Below are 16,697 nucleotides of genomic sequence, written 5' to 3' on the forward strand. Positions count from 1 at the left end.
TTTCATCCTCCAATTTTTCGTCCGGACACTGATGAGCGGCAGTGAAGGACGCTTCTCCCGTTGTTATCGAGTGCCGCTCCTCTCGAAGAGGTTGCTGGCGAGGATCGCCAGGATCAGTACCGCGCCGATGAGCATGATGGTGCCGTCGCCCTTCACTCCGGCGAGCGACAGGCCGTTCTTCAGCGCCTGAATGAGGCAAAGGCCGATCATGGTGCCGGCTATGGTGCCGCGGCCGCCGAAGATCGAGGTGCCGCCGAGCACCACCGCGGTGATGGCGTCGAGCTCAATGCCGGTGCCCATGTCGGAGCGCGTGGTCGAAACACGCGAGACGAAGATCACGCCGGCCACCGCCGCCGCGAAACCCGATGCGGTGTAGAGGGCAAGCTTGGTCTTCTCCACCGAAAGGCCGGAAAAGCGGCTGGCGACCTCGTTGGAGCCGATGGCATAGACCGTGCGGCCCCAGCGCGTGTAGGCCAGGATGATCGAGGCGATGACCGCCGCCGCCGCCAGGATCCAGAGCTGCGTCGGCAGCCGAGCACCTCGCCCTGGCCGAGCACATAGAACCAGTCCGGATAACCGCGTACCGAACGCGCCTGGCTAATGCCTTCCGCCAGCCCGCGATAAAGCGCCAGTGTGGCCAATGTCGCGATCAGCGGCGGCACGCTGAAACGGGTGATGATCAGGCCGTTGCCGAAACCCGCCAGCGTGCCGACGGCGATCGCCGCCAGCGCTGCCAGGGGCAAGGGCAGGCCGATGTTCTGCCAGAACACCCCGGTCAGGATCGCGGTGAGCCCAAGGATGGAACCGACCGAAAGATCGATGCCGCCGGTGGCGATGACAAAGGTCATGGCGATGGCGATGAGGCCGATCTCGGTCATCAGCCGGCCCTGGTTGAGCAGGTTGGAGACGGTGAAGAAACGATCGGACTGGAACGACAGCACGATCAGCACAACGACCAGCAGCAAGGCCAGGAAGGTTTCGTGACGGAGCAGGGATTTCCAGTGAATGCGGTGGATCATCGGGGCGCCCTCAAATCCTGCCGCGCCGACGCAGCATGTCGGCAAGTACCGTCGCCAGGATCAGCAGGCCGATGACCGCGCGCAGCCAGTAGGCCGAGACGTTGACGAAGATCAGCGCCGAGCCGATCGTGGCAAACAGGATGGTCGCCAGCGTCGAGCCGATGACCGTGCCGGAACCGCCGAGGATCGACACGCCGCCGATGACCGCGGCGGTGATGACGGTGAGCTCCAGATTGGGTGGCACCGTCGACTGGATCACCTGCAGCTGCGTGGCGAACAGGATGGTCGCCAGACCGGCGAAGGCGCCGTGGATGATGAACACGGCGACGGTGCGGCGCTCGACCGGAATACCGGTGGCGAGTGCCGCCTCGGCATTGCCGCCGATGGCATAGAGCGAGCGGCCGAAGGCCGAGTAGCGCATCCAGAGCGCCGCAAGCACGGTCAGCACCACCATGAAGACCAGCGGCACCGGCAGGCCGAACACGCTCTTCTGGGCGATCAGGAAATCGGGCGGCAGGTTGGTGATCCAGGTGCCCCCGGTGACGCTGATCAGCCCGCCACGCATGATCGACAAGGCACCGAGTGTCACCACGATCGAAGGGATGCGCGCATAGGCGACCAGGATGCCGATACCGGCGTTGACCAGCATGCCGACCAGCACCGGCGCCAGCCAGGCGACCCAGACAGGATAGCCGGCAACCGCCAGCGTGCCCGAGATCGTCGCCAGCACGCCGATCAGCGCACCGACGGAGACGTCGATATGGCCGGTGATGATGACCATGGCCATGCCGATGGCGGCGACGGCGATATAGGCGTTGCCGGAGAAGATCGTGGTCAGGTTATTGGCGCTGATGAAGCGCGGATTGACCATCGTCACCACGACGAACAGGGCGACGATCGCGGCCAGCACGACCAGCTCCTGGCCGTAGTCGGCAAACAGCCGCCGTAGGAAGCCCGGCCGTTGCATGGTCGCCGCCGGACGGGTCGGCGGCAGATCGACGATTGCACTCATCACGCCGCCTCCCCGCTCTGGTGTGCCGTCATTGCCATGCCGACGCGTTCCGGCGTGGCATCGGCCCGATCGATCTCGCCGGTGAGGCGGCCGCCGCTGATCACCAGCACGCGGTCGCTCATGCCGAGCACCTCCGGCAGTTCGCTGGAGATCATCAGAATGGCTACGCCCTGCTTCACCAGTTCACCCATGATGGTGTGGATCTCGGCCTTGGCGCCGACGTCGACGCCGCGTGTCGGCTCATCGAGGATCAGCACCTTGGGATTGGTCTCCAGCCATTTGGCGATCACCACCTTCTGCTGGTTGCCGCCCGACAGTTCGCCGACCGGCTGGCCGATATTGCGGCAGCGCACGCTGAGCCGCTTGACGGCGTCGAGGGCGCGCTGCGTCTCTTCACCGGCCTTGATGAAGATGCCGGCCGAGAAGCGCTCGATCGAGGCCATCGATACGTTCTTGCGGATCGCCATCTGCTTCACCAGGCCCTGCTGGCCGCGATCCTCCGGCACATAGGCGATGCCGAGGTCGCGCGCCTGGCGTGGCGAGGTGATGGCGACAGTCCTGCCCTCGAGCACGATCTCGCCCGAGGTCGCCGGCGTCATGCCGAACAAGGTGAGCGCGAGTTCGGTGCGGCCACTGCCGACAAGGCCGGCAACGCCGAGGATCTCACCGCGCCGCAGGGAAAAGGAAATGTCCTGCACATGACGGCCGTGGTTGAGGTTCTTCACCTCCAGCACCGTGTCGCCGATCTTGGCATCGGCTTTGGGGAACAGGCTGTCGATCGGCCGGCCGACCATCATGGCAACGAGAGCGGCCTCGTCGACCTCGCCAATGTCGCGGGTGGCGACATAGCCGCCGTCGCGCAGCACGGTGACGCGGTCGGCCAGCGCGAAGATCTCCGGCATGCGGTGGCTGACATAGACGATGCCGACGCCGCGCTCGCGCAGCTGCCGCACCACCGCCATCAGGCGCTGCACGTCCGCCTCGACCAGCGAGGCGGTCGGCTCGTCCATGATCAGGATGCGCGCATTCTTGGAAAGCGCCTTGGCGATCTCGACACGCTGGCGCTGCGCCACCGAGAGCGTCAGCACCTTGGCGTCGACATCGAGGTCGAAGGTGTCGAGCTGGTCGAGCAAGGCGCGCGTGCGTGCCCGCACCTCGGCCCAGTCGATCCAGCCGCCGGGCCGGCAGGGATAGTTGCCGAGAAAGACATTCTCCGCCACGGTCAGCTCGGGAAACAGCAGCAGTTCCTGGTAGACGGTGGCGATGCCGGCGGCGGAAGCATCGCGCGTGGAAGCAAACCTGACCTCCCTGCCATCGACCGTGATGGTGCCGGCATCCGGCGAATAGAGGCCGGACATCATCTTGATCAGCGTCGACTTGCCGGCGCCGTTCTCGCCAAGCAATGCGTGCACCTCACCCGGGCGCACGTCGAAACTGACATCCTTCAGCGCCTTCACGCCAACGAAGGACTTGGACATGCCGGCGAGGCTGACATAGGGGGCGGCGGTCACAGGCTTGCCTCCCTTGCGGTCTTGTCCGCGCGCGCGGCATCCCGAGCATTGCCGGCCAGTTCGCGCCAGCGGTCGCGATAGGCTTCGAGCCCTGGCACGCTGCTCGCGGCGACCGGCACCGTCTCATCGCGGAACGGCATCGCTCCGAGCGCCTTGAAGGCAAGAGCGGCGGCACCGGTGGCCGAGCCTTCGCTCATCTCGGAATGGATCACCGTCTGGCCCGGGCGCAGTTGCGCCAGCATCGCCGTCAAAAGGTTGATCTTGGCGAGGCCGCCATCGACGACGAGAAGATTGTCGGAGCGGATCAGGTCGAGCGACAGGTCGGTCATCATCAGCACGTAGAGGGCGGCTACCGCGGCGCGCTCCTCGCCCGCGACATCGCCGCCGACGATCCTGCCGCTGGTTTCCGGAAACGGTCCGCCGGCCGCCCATGACGGCAGGGCGAAGATGCCGCGCGCCATTACTTGCTCGACCGCCTGCTGCGAGATCGGCTGGTTCCAGCTGTCGCTGATCAGGTCATATTCGCGCCCGCCCATGAAGCGCAATGAAGGCGCCGGCTCGCCATCGACCGTGACGTTGGCGATCATGTCGCGCTCGCGGTCGAGCGCATCGAGCGGACAATCGAGGTTGATGATGATGACCCAAGTGCCGGTCGACACCAGCGTGAAGCCGGACAGGCCGGTCATGCGGTAATAGGCAAGCGCAGCGTTGGAATCGTGCACGCCGTTGTGGACGCTGATGGTGCGGCTGGACCCGTCCGCCAGCGTGACACGCGTCTCGCCGATGACCGCACCGGCCGGCGCTATTTCCGGGAACTTGCCGCGCCAGCCCAGCCGGTCGACCAGCGAGGAGAAATCCCGCTTCAACGGCGCCCAGAGCTGGCTGTGCGCGCCGAGATAGGACCATTCCGCGAGCGGGCGGCCGGAGAACCGCCAGCCCCAGTATTGCGGATAACACAGGATCGCCTGCGCATCGGCAAAGGCACGTGGTTCTTCCTCTTTCAGCCAGTAGATGTGGCGGGCGATCGAGAAGCCGAGCGGCAGCCAGGGCGTGTAGCTTTCCGAAAAATCCGGCAGCATCGGATCGATCACCCGCGCGATCGACGGCGGGATTTCCTGCTCGTAATCGAGGACCGGGTGCAGAAGCTCGGCGCCGCGCACCAGGGCGAAGGCACAGCCATGGGCGGAGACCAACAGGCCGCCGACATCATGCGTGGCGACGACATCGGCGAGTTCGCGGCTCATCCAGGCGAAGAGGCGCTCGTCGTCGAGCACGTGCCGGCCTCGGTACTCCTTCCAGACCGGCCGGGTGCGGCGCTCGTCGAGCAGGGCGCCGTCGGGTGCGAACACAAACAGCTTCGAATTGGTCTTGCCGAGATCGAAAACTGCGAGTGGGCCGCTCATCCCGCGCCTCCATTGGCCGTCAATCCCCCACTGGGCGCGATGCGCAGGGCGATACCGGCCGCCTCAAGCATCTTGGCATGCTGGTCCGACAGCCCGTCATCGGTGATCAGGACGCCGATGCGGGTCAGCGGCAGGGCCGCGTGACGGGCATGGATGGAGAATTTGCGGCTGTCGGCCAGGACGATGACCTGGTCGGCATTGCGGCTGAGATCCTGGATGGCGCGCACCATCAACGGATGCGATTCCAGCAACCCGTCGGCGCTGATGCCCTGCGCCCCCAGGAAGAACTTCGAGGCAAAGAAAGCCGGTTGCGACGGTGAATAGATGACGCGCGGCTCACGGTACAGTTCGCCGCCGGCAATCGTCAGGCTGCACTTGCCGTGCTCGCCGAGATAGGCGGCGAGCGGCATGGAGTTGGTGAACAGGCGGACGTTGCGCTCGGCCAGCTTGACGCCGAGGTGATAGCAGGTCGAGCCGCCATTGACGATGACGGCATCGCCATCCATCACCATGGTCGACGCCAGCTCGGCGATCTGGCGCTTGGCATCGACGGCGAGGTCGCGGTTTTCATCGTAGGGTCGGGCAAAGGCCGTCGTCTGGGAGGCTGCGCCGTCCAGCGCAGAGATGCCGCCATAGACCTTCCGCGCGCCGCCGGACTGGTCGATCTTGTCGATGTCGCGCCGGATCGTGGCAGCCGACACGCCAAGCTGTTCTTGCAGCTCGCGCACCGACGCAAAGGGCCGGTCGCGCAGCAGATCGATGATCTGCCGATGGCGGACCAAGTCGTTCAAGCCAAAATCCTCCCATGACGACCCGAGAACCGACCGTCATGATCCAAGTTACGCAAAATCGATGATGGCGCAAGTCATTTTTGAAAAACTTCGCTCATATTGCGATGCACATAAATCAGTTAGCAGCCGCGATATGATTGAGTTTAATCTTTCATGATTGACAAACCGCATGGCTTGGACTGATTTTAGCGCTCATGCCGTGCCTGGGAGGCCGGCGGGAGGATCAGACATGCTCGACACACAGCCGGCGCGGCTCGCCAATCTCTGGAACGATGACAAGGCGGCAGCGATGAGCGAGCCGGAACGGCTCGTCTACCGCTCCAACCTGCTGGGCTCGGACAAGCGCATCACCAACTACGGCGGCGGCAACACGTCATCGAAGGTCTGGCAGAAGGATCCGCTGACCGGCGAAGACGTCGAGGTGTTGTGGGTGAAAGGCTCCGGCGGCGACAGCGCCTCGATCAAGCTCGACGGCTTCGCCACCCTTTACATGGACAGGCTGCGTGCGCTGAAGAACCTCTATCGCGGCCTCGCGCATGAAGACGAGATGGTCGGCTACCTGCCGCACTGCACCTTCAACCTCAACCCGCGCGCCGCCTCCATCGACACGCCCTTGCACGCCTATGTGCCGAAGCCTTTCGTCGACCACATGCATCCGGATGCGATCATCGCGATCGCCGCTGCCAGGAACTCCAGGACGCTGACGCAAAAGATCTTCGGCGATGCGATCGGCTGGCTGCCGTGGAAACGGCCCGGCTTCGAGCTCGGCCTGTGGCTGGCGAAGTTCTGCGCGGAGAACCCAGAAGCGCGCGGCGTCATCCTGGAGAGCCACGGCCTGTTCACCTGGGGCGATACGCCAAAGGAATGCTACACGACCACCGTCGAAATCATCAACCAGGCCATCGACTGGTTCGAGCGTGAGACAAAAGGCAAGCCGGCCTTCGGCGGCGCGATCACGCAGGCCTTGCCTGCTGCCGAGCGCCGCGCCATTGCGGCACGGCTGATGCCGATCGTGCGCGGCATGATCTCAAGGCACGGCGCTATGAAGATCGGTCATTTCGACGATTCCGACGCAGTGCTCGAATTCGTCAATTCGGCCGAACTGCAGGCGCTCGCCCCGCTCGGCACCTCCTGCCCCGATCACTTCCTGCGCACCAAGATCAGGCCGCTGGTGATTGGTTTCGATCCGGCCAGGCCGGACATCGACGCGGTCGCGGCAGCCTTGCCTGCCGCGCTCGAGGCCTACCGCGCCGACTACCAGGCCTATTACGAACGCTGCAGATATGACGACTCGCCCGCCATCCGTGATCCCAATGCGGTGGTCTACCTGATGCCGGGCGTCGGCATGTTCACTTTCGCCGGCGACAAGGCCACCGCACGCATCTCGGCCGAGTTCTACGTCAACGCCATCAATGTCATGCGCGGTGCGGCGGCCGTCTCCGCCTATGCCGGGCTGCCGGAACAGGACGCTTTCGACATCGAATACTGGCTGCTCGAGGAAGCCAAGCTGCAGCGCCTGCCGAAACCGAAATCGCTGGCCGGCCAGGTCGCTTTCGTCACCGGCGGCGCCGGCGGCATCGGCAAGGCGACGGCGATCCGACTGCTGCGCGAAGGTGCCTGCGTGGTGCTGGCCGACATTGACGAGGCAGCACTCGGCGCGGCGCAGGACGAACTGGCCAAGGTCTTCGGCACGGATTTCGTGCGCAGCGTCAGGCTCGACGTCACCGACGAGGCAGGCGTGGCGGCCGCCTATGCCGACAGCGCCGTCCAATTCGGTGGCGTCGACATCCTGGTTTCCAATGCCGGCATTTCTTCATCGGCACCGATCGAGGACACGGAACTGTCGATGTGGAACCGCAACATGGACATCCTGGCCAAGGGCTATTTCCTCGTCTCGCGCGAAGCCTTCCGTACCTTCAAGCAGCAGAAGCTCGGTGGCAACATCGTCTTCATCGCTTCCAAGAACGGGCTTGCCGCCTCGCCCAACGCAGCCGCTTACTGCACCGCCAAGGCGGCCGAAATCCATCTCGCCCGCTGCCTGGCGCTGGAGGGCGCGGACCATCAGATCCGCGTCAACACGGTGAACCCGGACGCCGTGCTGCGCGGCTCCAAGATCTGGACCGGCGAATGGCGCGAGCAGCGCGCGGCCGCCTATTCGATGCAGCCGGACGAGCTGGAAGAACACTACCGCAAGCGCTCGATGCTGAAACGCTCGGTGTTCCCGGAAGACATCGCCGAAGCGGTGTATTTCCTGGCATCCGACATGTCGGCGAAATCGACCGGCAACATCCTCAATGTCGATGCCGGCAACGCCCAGAGCTTTACGCGCTGAACAAGTTTCACGCCCTGTCGGCAGGCAATCGCACGCGGTGGGGGCACCGCGTGTGGGGCGACTGGCATCGCCAGATGCCAGTCGCCTGACTTCAGAGGATTATGCCCCTCTCACGTATGGCAGCAGCTCAAGTCCACCGCGGTAGATCATGTCGCCGGCCACATAGAGGATGACGGCAAGGCCGACATAGGCGATCCAGCGGTATTTCTGCAGCAGATTGGCGATGAAGCTGGCGGCGATGCCCATCAGCGCAATCGACAGGACGAGGCCGAACACCAGCACCCACGGATGCTCGCGCGCCGCACCGGCGACGGCCAGCACATTGTCGAGCGACATGGTGATGTCTGCGATCACGATCTGCCAGGCGGCCTGCGCGAAGGTCTTCCTCGGCGCGGCCGTGCCATGGGCAGTTTCGCCATCGGCGCCTACGCCTGCCAGCGCTTCCTGGCCATGTCCATGCTGCAGTTCCTTCCACATCTTCCAGCAGACCCACAGAAGCAGCAGTCCACCGGCGAAGAGCAGGCCGACGATCTGGAGAAGCTGGGTGGTGGCGGCGGCAAAGCCGATGCGCAGGACGGTGGCGGCGATGATGCCGAGCAGGATCGCCTTGGCGCGCTGGTCCTTGGGAAGACCGGCGGCGGCAAGGCCGATGACGACGGCGTTGTCGCCGGCGAGCACCAGGTCGATCATGATGACCTGGAACAGCGCGGTCATCGCTTCGGGAGTGAAAAAGGAATTGATAATTTCTGTCATACGGCACCCTTGATATCTGAAGGGCGGCGTAGCTTTCAGAGCTGCTCTGGCGCGATCGCGCTAGCGTATCGACACTTGTTGCCAGAAATCAGGGACGTCTCAGCCAGGCCACCGGATTGAAATCCCAGTCCGACATCACAGCCATGGTGGCTGCCAGAGGGGCCCGGCCTGGTGGACCTCACCTACTCGACATGGCGACAAAATTCAATGGCCAACCGCGCCGTGCCGAAAATGACAACAGCCGGCGCAGGCTGGAGCGCGCCATTCCTCCAGCGGCGCACCGGCGGCGGAATGAAGCGCTGCTGAAGAAGGACACTATCCCTTCGCAAGATTGGCGTTTCCAGCGCCGGCCGGGGCGCTTCTCGCCTGCCACTTCCTGTGCAGGTAGAAATACAGCTTCACATATTGGCCGACGAGGATCGCGTTGAGGATCGTGCCTTCGCGGATGAACATGATCTGGTGCAGGAAGATCAGGCCGATGCAGGCAGCGACGACCAGCAGGGTGCAATCGAAGGCGGTTTTGATGTTGCCCCATTTCCTGCCCGTCCGCTTGAAGACGGTGTTGACGAACATGTCGATCGGCATCAGCACCAGATTGGCACGGATCATCAGGAACAGGCCGAAGGCCAGCGCCGCGTCGCCGAACACCAGCAGCAGCACTTTCTGGTAGTAGACGTCCAGCGCGATGAAGCTGGTCATCTTCAGGTTGAAATCCAGGAACACGGCGAGCGCGAAGGCCGGGATCAGGGAAGCGAAGTTGGTGAGCTTGAAATCCTTCGGCAGCACCAGATAGGTCAGGAACAGCATGATCAGTTCAAGGATGAAGTTGTAGGTCCCCTGGCTGAGCGGCGGGAACACCAGCGTCATCGTCCGGGTCAGGCTGCTTTGCGGCGAGATGCCGATGCCGGCCCTGATCGCCAGGCTGACGCCGACGGTCAAAATGTAAATGCCGAGCAGATACATGATCCACCGTGCCTTGAGGCTGCCGGTGCTTTGCATTTCGTCTGAGGCTGCTTGATGCGCCATAGGCATTCCCCTCCCAGATTGTTGTTTTTCCACCCCACAGGCCTCCTCCGCCTGCGAGGTGTCGCGATTTGTCAGGCCGCCGCTACTCCATGAAGCGGAAGCGGTGCAATGAGATGAACAGGCTGAGCAGCTTGTTGACGACAGGCTCGCCCTCGTTGCGGTTGCCCATCGCTTCCAGCGCCGCATCGATGGCGGCTGCGCTGGACGTCAGTTCGTCCACCGTCATATCCGCCATGACGCCGTGGATTTCGAGCGGCATCACCGCCTTCTCCACCTTGTTGTCGGTGACGATGCAGGCGCCTGAATAGCGGTCCACCTGCTTCAGGCAGTGACACATCTCCTCGCTGTCCTGGCCGACGACGACGAAATAGGGCGTCGGAGCCGGCCAGAAGGTGGCGACGGCGCCGCGGCTTACGTTCACGCCCTGGAACAGGCCGCTGACGATGTGGCGCTTGCCGTCGGCATAACGCTGGACAACGCAAAGCCGGCTCAGTGTCTTGCCCTCATGTTCCTGGACGACCTTGCCGTCACGGAGCGGAACCCAGATCTCCTGGTGGAATTTGGCGTGGCCGCGTCCGTAGACGTCAAACAGCAGCACCTTGGCCTGGCGGCCATCAGCCGAAACCTCCAGCGGCACGATGTCGAGCGCCTGCGGCGTCAGATCATCGAGACCGGGACGCCCGGCGGTGCGCATGCCGGAATAGTCGATGTCGGCATTGCGCAGCAGCTTGCCGCCCTCGGCGATCAGCTCGCCATCCTTGAAGACGTAGAGCGGATTGATCCGCGACAGGCTGTCGGTCAGCACGATGTCGGCGAAACGGCCCGGCGTCAGCGAACCGATCTGGTCGTCCATGTGGAACGACCGGGCTGTGTTGTAGGTGGCCATCTTGATCGCCTTGATCGGATTGATGCCCATGTCGGCGCACAGCGAGATGATCCAGTCCATATGGCCCATCTTCTGCAGGCGCTCGATCGAGATGTTGTCGGTGCACAGCATGAAATTGTCGGTCGGGAACTTGCGGTCGACGATGCTGCGCAGCAGCGTTCGGATCACCTCGTTGCTGCCGACGCCGAACTTGATGTGCGTCGGGAAGCCGTAGCGGATGCTCTTCTCGATGTCGTCGCCGGTCCAGACGTCATGATTGTTGGAGACGCCGATCGCCGGCAGGTAGTTCAGCACCATGTCGGAGAGCGCGGTCACACCCCAATGGCCGTTGAGGAAGCCACCCTTCTCGCGAACCCAGGCGGCCTTGTGGAAGTCGTCGTCATTGCCGGAGCTGTAGGTGAAATGCTCGAATTCACCCAGGCCTATGACAGGCTCCATCTCAAGCACGGCTTTCGTCACCGATGCCGCCGTCTTCTTGCCCGGCGCGAAGGCAAAAAGGCGATAGGGCAGCTTGTGATAGTCCCTGAACAGGTCCTTCGCCGCCTGCACGCCGTCCTCGCCCGCCGCACTCAGAAGATCGAGACACTCGGCAAAGATCGTCGTGGTTCCGCACGGCACCATGGCTTCAGCGAGCGCGGTCGGATTGGCGAGCTGGGATTCGAAATGCAGGTGCGCGTCGATCAGGCCCGGAATCGCGTAGAGCCCCTTGCCGTCGAAGACCTGCCTGACCTTGATGGTCGCCTCATCCGGATTCAGTGCCACGATGCGCTTGTCGTAGACGAGGATCGAGCCCTGGTAGACCGTCTCGCCATGCACGTCGAGGATGTTGAGGTTCCTGACGAGAAGGTCAGCTTCCTTCTTGCCATGCAGGATATCGAAGATCGCCCGGACCTTCTCGTAGTGATCGATCTTGACGTGCTGCATACTGGTCGTTCCTCCCTCGCCGCTCTTGTGCGGACAATAAGAGGTGATTGAACCGCTTCCGAAAAGCAGTATTTTCTGCACGCATCGCTCTCTTTTCGAGAGCAATCAGCCATGAGGTTCCCGGTGCTGCATTCCCGTATCCTGCGCTATCTCGACGAGGTCGCGCGCAGCGGCTCGATCCGCGGCGCCGCCGAAAAACTGCATGTCGCCTCCTCCGCCATCAACAAGCATGTACTGCAGCTGGAAGAGACGATCGGCGAACCACTGTTCGAGCGCCTGCCACGCGGGCTGCGGCTGACGCCGGCCGGCGAAATCCTGGTCGCGCATGTGCGCCGGACGATGAAGGAATACAGCCAGGTCGAAGCGGAGATCCGCGACCTGAAAGCGCTGCAGAGCGGCGAAGTCATCATCGCCACGATGAACGGGCTGGCGGGCGGCATTGTCCCGCAGGTGGCGGCGGCCTTCTGCGCGCGCCACCCGAAGATCAAGATATCGATCCGCGTAATGTTCATCCGCGACATCGTGCAGGCGGTTGCCGATGGCGAGGCCGATCTCGGCTTCGCCTTCAACCTGCCCGACCAACAGCAGCTCGAAGTGCTGGCCAGAATGGACGGCCGCCTCGGCGCCATCATCTCGCCGGAACACGCGCTTGCCAGTATGGAATCGGTGCCGCTCGCGCACTGCGCAGACTATCCGCTGATCTTCGCCGACCGCAGCATGCTGATGTTCGACATCATGACCGACGCGTTCCGGCAGGCCGGGCTCGACGTCGAACCGAGCTTCCTGACGAACTCGATCGAGTCGATGAAATACCTGGCGGCGGCGGGCAACGGCATCGCCTTCCTCAGCAAGTTCGACATCGCCGAGGAATACCGGAGCGGCACGCTCGCCTATCTGCCGATCCGTGACCGGGCGATGGGCAAGAACATGCTGTCGCTGGTGCAGCGCGAGCGACGCTCGCACGGCCTGGCGACATCCATGTTCGCGGAAGAGATCGCGAGAGCGCTGCGCGCCACCATCGAGTGACGCCGACCTTCGTCCGCCAACGCAACAGCGGCCGGCAATGGTTTGCCGGCCGCTGTTGTCTGGGTCACACCTGCTTACAGGCCGTTGTCCTTGAGGATCTGCGGCGCGTTTTCCTTGGTGATCGTCAAGGTCGGCAGGATGACGGTCTTTTCGACCTTCTCGCCGCCGAGGAATTTCAGCGCCTGGCGCAGGCCTTCGGCGCCTGGCGTGGCGTAGAGGAAGGTCGCCGACAGCTCGCCCTTGTTGACGAGCTGCACGCCCTCATTGGGCAGCCCGTCGATGCCGATGAACTTCATTTCCTTTTCACGGCCGGCATCCTTGGCGGCGAGATAGGCGCCATAGGCCATCGGGTCGTTGTGGCCATAGACGAGATCGATCTTCTCATTGTTGCGCAGCGCGGTCGCCATGATGTTGTAGGCCTGGTCCTGCTTCCAGTCGCCCGACTGCTTGTCGAGCAGGTTTTTGATGCCCGGCTCCTTGTCGGTGAATTCATGGAAGCCGTCATGGCGGTCATGCGCGGCCTGCGTGCCCATGCCGCCCCAGATCTCGACGACATTGCCGGCGGCCTTGCCCGCGCCGCCGAGAAGCCCAACGGCATACTCACCCGCCGCGCGGCCGATCAGCTTGTTGTCGCCGCCCACGAACTGCGTGAAATCGTTGGTCTCGACATTGCGGTCGAGCACGAAGACCGGGATCTTGGCTTCGATCGCCTTCTGCACCACGCCGGTGAGCCCGGCCGATTCCTTCGGCGAGATCAGCAGCGCGTCGACCTCCTGCTGGATCAGGTTCTCGACATCGGCGACCTGCTTCTCGGTCTTGTCCTCGCCGTCGGTGATGATGAGGTTGACGTTCGGATGCTTGGCGGCTTCGGCAAGGATGTCCTTGTTGAACTGCGCGCGCCAGGGTTCGATGGTGGTGACCTGGCTGAAGCCGATGGTCCATTTCTTGTCTTCGGCGAAGGCACTGCCCGGCATCAGGACGGTGGTGGCGGCAAGCACTGTCGTCAGGGCTGCCAGCCCCAGCAATTCACGGCGTTTCATTTGCGTTTCCTCCGATTGTTCGAGACTGCGTCTCTTTTGTCGTCCGCTCCTCCGCGGGCGTTGGCGTCGACGCCGGCCGCTTTCGCGGCAGGCGCAAATGGGAAAAGAGGTCGGCGGCATTGCGCTCCTGCACCAGCACCGTGCCGATGATGATCAGGCCCTTCAGCACCAGCTGCAGGTTGGAATTGATGTTGTGCAGTTGCAGGATGTTGGAGAGCAGCCCGAAGATCAGCACGCCGCAGAAGGTGCCGGCGAGGCTGCCACGCCCGCCCATCAGACTGGTGCCGCCGATGACGACGGCGGCGATGGCGTCCAGCTCCAGCCCGGCGCCGGCGTCCGGCTTGCCCTGGCGGTACTGCGCCACATAGAGCACGGCGGCGATGCCGGCGAGCAGGCCCGACATGGCATAGGTGGCGATCTTGACGCGGCCGGCGGCGATACCGGAAAGCCGGGCGGCCTCCTCATTACCGCCGATGGCATAGACGTAACGTCCGAATGGCGTGAAGCGCAGCACGGCGCCGTAGATGACGATGGCACCGAGGAAGAACAGTCCCGGCATCGGGATCAAGCCGAAGGCGAGCGAGCGCAGGACCTCGAAATCCTCAGTCGCGTTGGAGCCGGTATAGACCGGCAGCACGGCGTTGTTCTGCCCGGCGGTTAGGCGCGCTATGCCGAGTGCCGTCACCATCATGGCCAGCGTGACGATGAAGGGTTGCAGCCGGCCGGCGACGATGATGACGCCGTTCAGGGCGCCGAACAGCAGACCGACGCAGGGCGCTACGATCAGAACGCCGAGCACGCCGAATTTCGAACCGACCTGAGGTAGCAGGAACCACAGCGCGAAGGCGCAGAGGATCACACCAACCACGGCAGGCAGCGCCACGCCGCGCGTCACATCGAGCTGGGTGGTCCGATGCTGTGTGCCGGCCGCTGGTTTGGCCAGATTGGCGAACAGGAAGCGTGTGACGACGACACCGAGGAACAGGGCGATGAAAGCCACGGCCGGGATGCCCATGACGGCTGCCGGCGTGGCGCCCGGCATCGTCAAGAGCATCGCCGTCACCACCGTGCAGATCGCCATCAGCGAGCCGACCGAGAGGTCGATGCCGCCGGTGATGATGACCGCGGTCATGCCGGTGGCGATCAGGCCCGTGGTGGAGACCTGGCGCAGCACGTCGAGCAGGTTGCCGTAGGACAGGAAGATGTTGCTGCCCTTGGAGGTGACCGGCGAGGAGAACACGCCGATCAGGAAGATGGCGATCAGCCCCCAGTAAAGCTTGGTGCGCGACAGGACCCTCAGCGCACTCATGCCGCGGTCCGCCCGTTGGCATGCCGGGGTGCTGCCAGTTGCATGATGCGTTCCTCGCTGGCCTGATTGCGGGGGAGAATTCCGGTCTGGCGGCCTTCGGCCATCACCAGGATGCGGTCAGACAGATGCAGCAGCTCCGGCATCTCGGAACTGACGACGATGATGGCGAGCCCCTCGTCGGCCAGCCTGAAGACGAGGTCGTAGATCTCGCGCTTGGCGCCGATGTCGATGCCGCGTGTCGGTTCGTCGAGCAGCAGCACGCGCGGCTTGGTGGCCAGCCACTTGCCGATCACCACCTTCTGCTGGTTGCCGCCGGACAGGGTGTTGGCGATCTGGTCGATGCCGCTGCAACGGATGCCCAGCGCCTTGACGGCCTCATCGGCCAGCGCCTTTTCGCCCGAGACGGAGCGCAGGCCGAATCGCGACAGCGTGCCGACCAAAGGCAGCGCGACATTGTCGACGATCGAAGCCTTGAGATAGAGCCCCTCCGCCTTGCGGTCCTCGGTGACCAGTGCGATGCCGAGACGGCGCGCATCGCGCGGCGAACGGATCGCCACCGGCTTGCCGTCCAGCCGGACGTCGCTGTCGACCCTGCCTTGCGCGCTGCCGAAGATCGCTTGCAGGATTTCGGTACGGCCGGAACCGAGCAGCCCGCCGATGCCGAGGATCTCGCCGCGCCCTAGATCGAAGCTGACGCCGGAGATGACCTTGCGCCAGCCATGGCGGGCGACTCCGTCGACCCGATCCGGCCTGTCGAAGGAAAGGTTGCGCACCGTCAGGATCGGCATGTCGTAGTGGGCGGCGCGCATGGCGGTGGACGCATCAAGCAGGGTGCGCCCGACCATGGCGGCAATCAGCCTGTCTTCGTTGAGTTCGTTCATCGCGCGCGTCAGCACATGGCGTCCGTCGCGGAAGACCGTGGTGCGATCGGCAAGATGCATGACCTCGTCGATGCGATGCGAAATGTAGACGATGGCGACGCCCTGCGCCGCCAGCTGGCGCATGATGCGGAAGAGCCGCTGGCATTCGGCCGGCGACAGCGCCGAGGTCGGCTCGTCCATGATCAGGATGCGCGCATCCTTCGACAGCGCCTTGGCGATCTCGACCAGCTGCTGCTCGCCGACCCGCAGGCCGCCGACACGCGCCTCCGGGTCGAGATCGATACCCAGCGATTTGAGCAGGGTGCGCGATGCGGCAAGACTTGCCTTGCGGTCGACGATCAGGCCGGCGATCAGCTTTTCCCGGCCAAGGAAGATGTTCTCGGCGACGCTCAGTTCGGGGACGAGGTTCAGCTCCTGGTGGATGATGGCGATTCCGGCATCCTCGGCGTCGCGCACGCCGGAAAACCGCACCGGCTGGCCGGCGACGGAGACGGTCCCCTCATAGTCGGTGTAGACGCCGGAAAGGATCTTCATCAGCGTCGACTTGCCGGCGCCGTTCTCGCCCATCAGCGCGTGGATCTCGCCGCGCCGCAGATCGAAGCCGACGTCGCTCAGCGCGACGACGCCACCGAAAGCCTTCGAGATGTTGCTGGCGGCAAGCACCGGCTGCCCCGCCACGGGGGCATCATGTTCCGGTACGGATTCACGTTCGGCCATGACAGGAACGGCCTCCCTACCGTGCTGCCAGTGATGGTGAAAAGCTAATCTAAACGTTTCGATTTAG

Annotated in this window: 13 protein-coding genes and 1 pseudogene; 2 read left to right on the forward strand and 12 right to left on the reverse strand. The window is 64.0% G+C overall.

The annotated features are described in order from the left end of the window. Nucleotides 1-63: 63 nt before the first annotated feature. The 6 genes and pseudogenes from C1M53_RS32460 to C1M53_RS08635 form a co-directional block, all read right to left on the reverse strand. Complete coding sequence (locus C1M53_RS32460; protein ID WP_348630049.1) at nt 64-567, reverse strand: ABC transporter permease; 504 nt, start codon at nt 565-567, stop codon at nt 64-66. A 98-nt stretch (nt 568-665) separates the two neighbouring features. Then, nucleotides 666-1,019, reverse strand: a pseudogene (locus tag C1M53_RS32465) (ABC transporter permease); the annotation flags it as partial. A 10-nt stretch (nt 1,020-1,029) separates the two neighbouring features. Then, nucleotides 1,030-1,986 (reverse strand): ABC transporter permease, encoded by a 957-nt coding sequence (locus C1M53_RS08620; RefSeq protein WP_129416081.1) that lies wholly within the window; start codon nt 1,984-1,986, stop codon nt 1,030-1,032. 44 nt (nt 1,987-2,030) lie between these two features. After that, nucleotides 2,031-3,542 carry a sugar ABC transporter ATP-binding protein gene (locus C1M53_RS08625; protein ID WP_348630033.1) on the reverse strand — a complete coding sequence of 504 codons (1,512 nt, stop codon included), beginning with the start codon at nt 3,540-3,542 and terminating at the stop codon, nt 2,031-2,033. After that, entirely contained in the window at nt 3,539-4,945 is a 1,407-nt protein-coding gene (locus C1M53_RS08630; RefSeq protein WP_129411871.1) for a carbohydrate kinase, read from the reverse strand. Before C1M53_RS08630 ends, C1M53_RS08625 begins: the two co-directional genes overlap by 4 nt. Continuing rightward, on the reverse strand, nt 4,942-5,736 hold the full coding sequence (locus C1M53_RS08635; RefSeq protein WP_129411872.1) for a DeoR/GlpR family DNA-binding transcription regulator: 795 nt from the start codon (nt 5,734-5,736) through the stop codon (nt 4,942-4,944). The genes C1M53_RS08630 and C1M53_RS08635 overlap by 4 nt, the downstream gene beginning before the upstream one ends. A gap of 229 nt (nt 5,737-5,965) precedes the next feature. Between C1M53_RS08635 and C1M53_RS08640 the strand changes: the two genes are divergently transcribed. Beyond that, nucleotides 5,966-8,068: a bifunctional rhamnulose-1-phosphate aldolase/short-chain dehydrogenase gene (locus C1M53_RS08640; protein WP_129411873.1), complete on the forward strand. Its 2,103-nt coding sequence runs from the start codon at nt 5,966-5,968 to the stop codon at nt 8,066-8,068. Between the two features lie 99 nt (nt 8,069-8,167). Here the strand turns inward: C1M53_RS08640 and C1M53_RS08645 are convergent, their stop codons facing one another. The 3 genes from C1M53_RS08645 to C1M53_RS08655 all read right to left on the reverse strand — a co-directional run bounded on the left by C1M53_RS08645 (nt 8,168) and on the right by C1M53_RS08655 (nt 11,657). Next, nucleotides 8,168-8,821 carry a TerC family protein gene (locus C1M53_RS08645; protein WP_129411874.1) on the reverse strand — a complete coding sequence of 218 codons (654 nt, stop codon included), beginning with the start codon at nt 8,819-8,821 and terminating at the stop codon, nt 8,168-8,170. A gap of 315 nt (nt 8,822-9,136) precedes the next feature. Beyond that, complete coding sequence (locus C1M53_RS08650; RefSeq protein WP_129411875.1) at nt 9,137-9,847, reverse strand: DUF6198 family protein; 711 nt, start codon at nt 9,845-9,847, stop codon at nt 9,137-9,139. 82 nt (nt 9,848-9,929) lie between these two features. After that, the gene (locus tag C1M53_RS08655) at nt 9,930-11,657 is read right to left on the reverse strand and encodes an amidohydrolase family protein (protein WP_129411876.1); all 1,728 of its coding nucleotides are present in this window, start codon (nt 11,655-11,657) and stop codon (nt 9,930-9,932) included. Nucleotides 11,658-11,768: 111 nt separating this feature from the next. Here C1M53_RS08655 and C1M53_RS08660 point away from each other — a divergent pair, with 111 nt between their 5' ends. After that, nucleotides 11,769-12,683, forward strand: a complete 915-nt coding sequence (locus C1M53_RS08660; protein ID WP_207213080.1) for a LysR family transcriptional regulator — start codon at nt 11,769-11,771, stop codon at nt 12,681-12,683. Between the two features lie 74 nt (nt 12,684-12,757). Here C1M53_RS08660 and C1M53_RS08665 read toward each other — a convergent pair whose 3' ends face one another. The 3 genes from C1M53_RS08665 to C1M53_RS08675 are packed head-to-tail and all read right to left on the reverse strand — an operon-like array spanning nt 12,758 to nt 16,630. Next, the gene (locus tag C1M53_RS08665; RefSeq protein ID WP_129411877.1) at nt 12,758-13,723 is read right to left on the reverse strand and encodes a substrate-binding domain-containing protein; all 966 of its coding nucleotides are present in this window, start codon (nt 13,721-13,723) and stop codon (nt 12,758-12,760) included. After that, the gene (locus tag C1M53_RS08670) at nt 13,710-15,032 is read right to left on the reverse strand and encodes an ABC transporter permease (RefSeq protein ID WP_129411878.1); all 1,323 of its coding nucleotides are present in this window, start codon (nt 15,030-15,032) and stop codon (nt 13,710-13,712) included. The genes C1M53_RS08665 and C1M53_RS08670 overlap by 14 nt, the downstream gene beginning before the upstream one ends. Then, nucleotides 15,029-16,630 carry a sugar ABC transporter ATP-binding protein gene (locus C1M53_RS08675; protein ID WP_129411879.1) on the reverse strand — a complete coding sequence of 534 codons (1,602 nt, stop codon included), beginning with the start codon at nt 16,628-16,630 and terminating at the stop codon, nt 15,029-15,031. The genes C1M53_RS08670 and C1M53_RS08675 overlap by 4 nt, the downstream gene beginning before the upstream one ends. Nucleotides 16,631-16,697 lie beyond the last annotated feature (67 nt).

This window comes from Mesorhizobium sp. Pch-S (assembly GCF_004136315.1).
GTDB lineage: Bacteria > Pseudomonadota > Alphaproteobacteria > Rhizobiales > Rhizobiaceae > Mesorhizobium.

What these genes read in the sequence shown, in the direction of transcription:
- C1M53_RS08620 (WP_129416081.1), bottom strand. Translation starts at nt 1,986, where the DNA reads ATGCAACGGCCGGGCTTCCTACGGCGGCTGTTTGCCGACTACGGCCAG.
- C1M53_RS08630 (WP_129411871.1), bottom strand. Translation starts at nt 4,945, where the DNA reads ATGAGCGGCCCACTCGCAGTTTTCGATCTCGGCAAGACCAATTCGAAG.
- C1M53_RS08640 (WP_129411873.1), top strand. Translation starts at nt 5,966, where the DNA reads ATGCTCGACACACAGCCGGCGCGGCTCGCCAATCTCTGGAACGATGAC.
- C1M53_RS08645 (WP_129411874.1), bottom strand. Translation starts at nt 8,821, where the DNA reads ATGACAGAAATTATCAATTCCTTTTTCACTCCCGAAGCGATGACCGCG.
- C1M53_RS08650 (WP_129411875.1), bottom strand. Translation starts at nt 9,847, where the DNA reads ATGGCGCATCAAGCAGCCTCAGACGAAATGCAAAGCACCGGCAGCCTC.
- C1M53_RS08655 (WP_129411876.1), bottom strand. Translation starts at nt 11,657, where the DNA reads ATGCAGCACGTCAAGATCGATCACTACGAGAAGGTCCGGGCGATCTTC.
- C1M53_RS08660 (WP_207213080.1), top strand. Translation starts at nt 11,769, where the DNA reads ATGAGGTTCCCGGTGCTGCATTCCCGTATCCTGCGCTATCTCGACGAG.
- C1M53_RS08665 (WP_129411877.1), bottom strand. Translation starts at nt 13,723, where the DNA reads ATGAAACGCCGTGAATTGCTGGGGCTGGCAGCCCTGACGACAGTGCTT.
- C1M53_RS08670 (WP_129411878.1), bottom strand. Translation starts at nt 15,032, where the DNA reads ATGAGTGCGCTGAGGGTCCTGTCGCGCACCAAGCTTTACTGGGGGCTG.
- C1M53_RS08675 (WP_129411879.1), bottom strand. Translation starts at nt 16,630, where the DNA reads ATGGCCGAACGTGAATCCGTACCGGAACATGATGCCCCCGTGGCGGGG.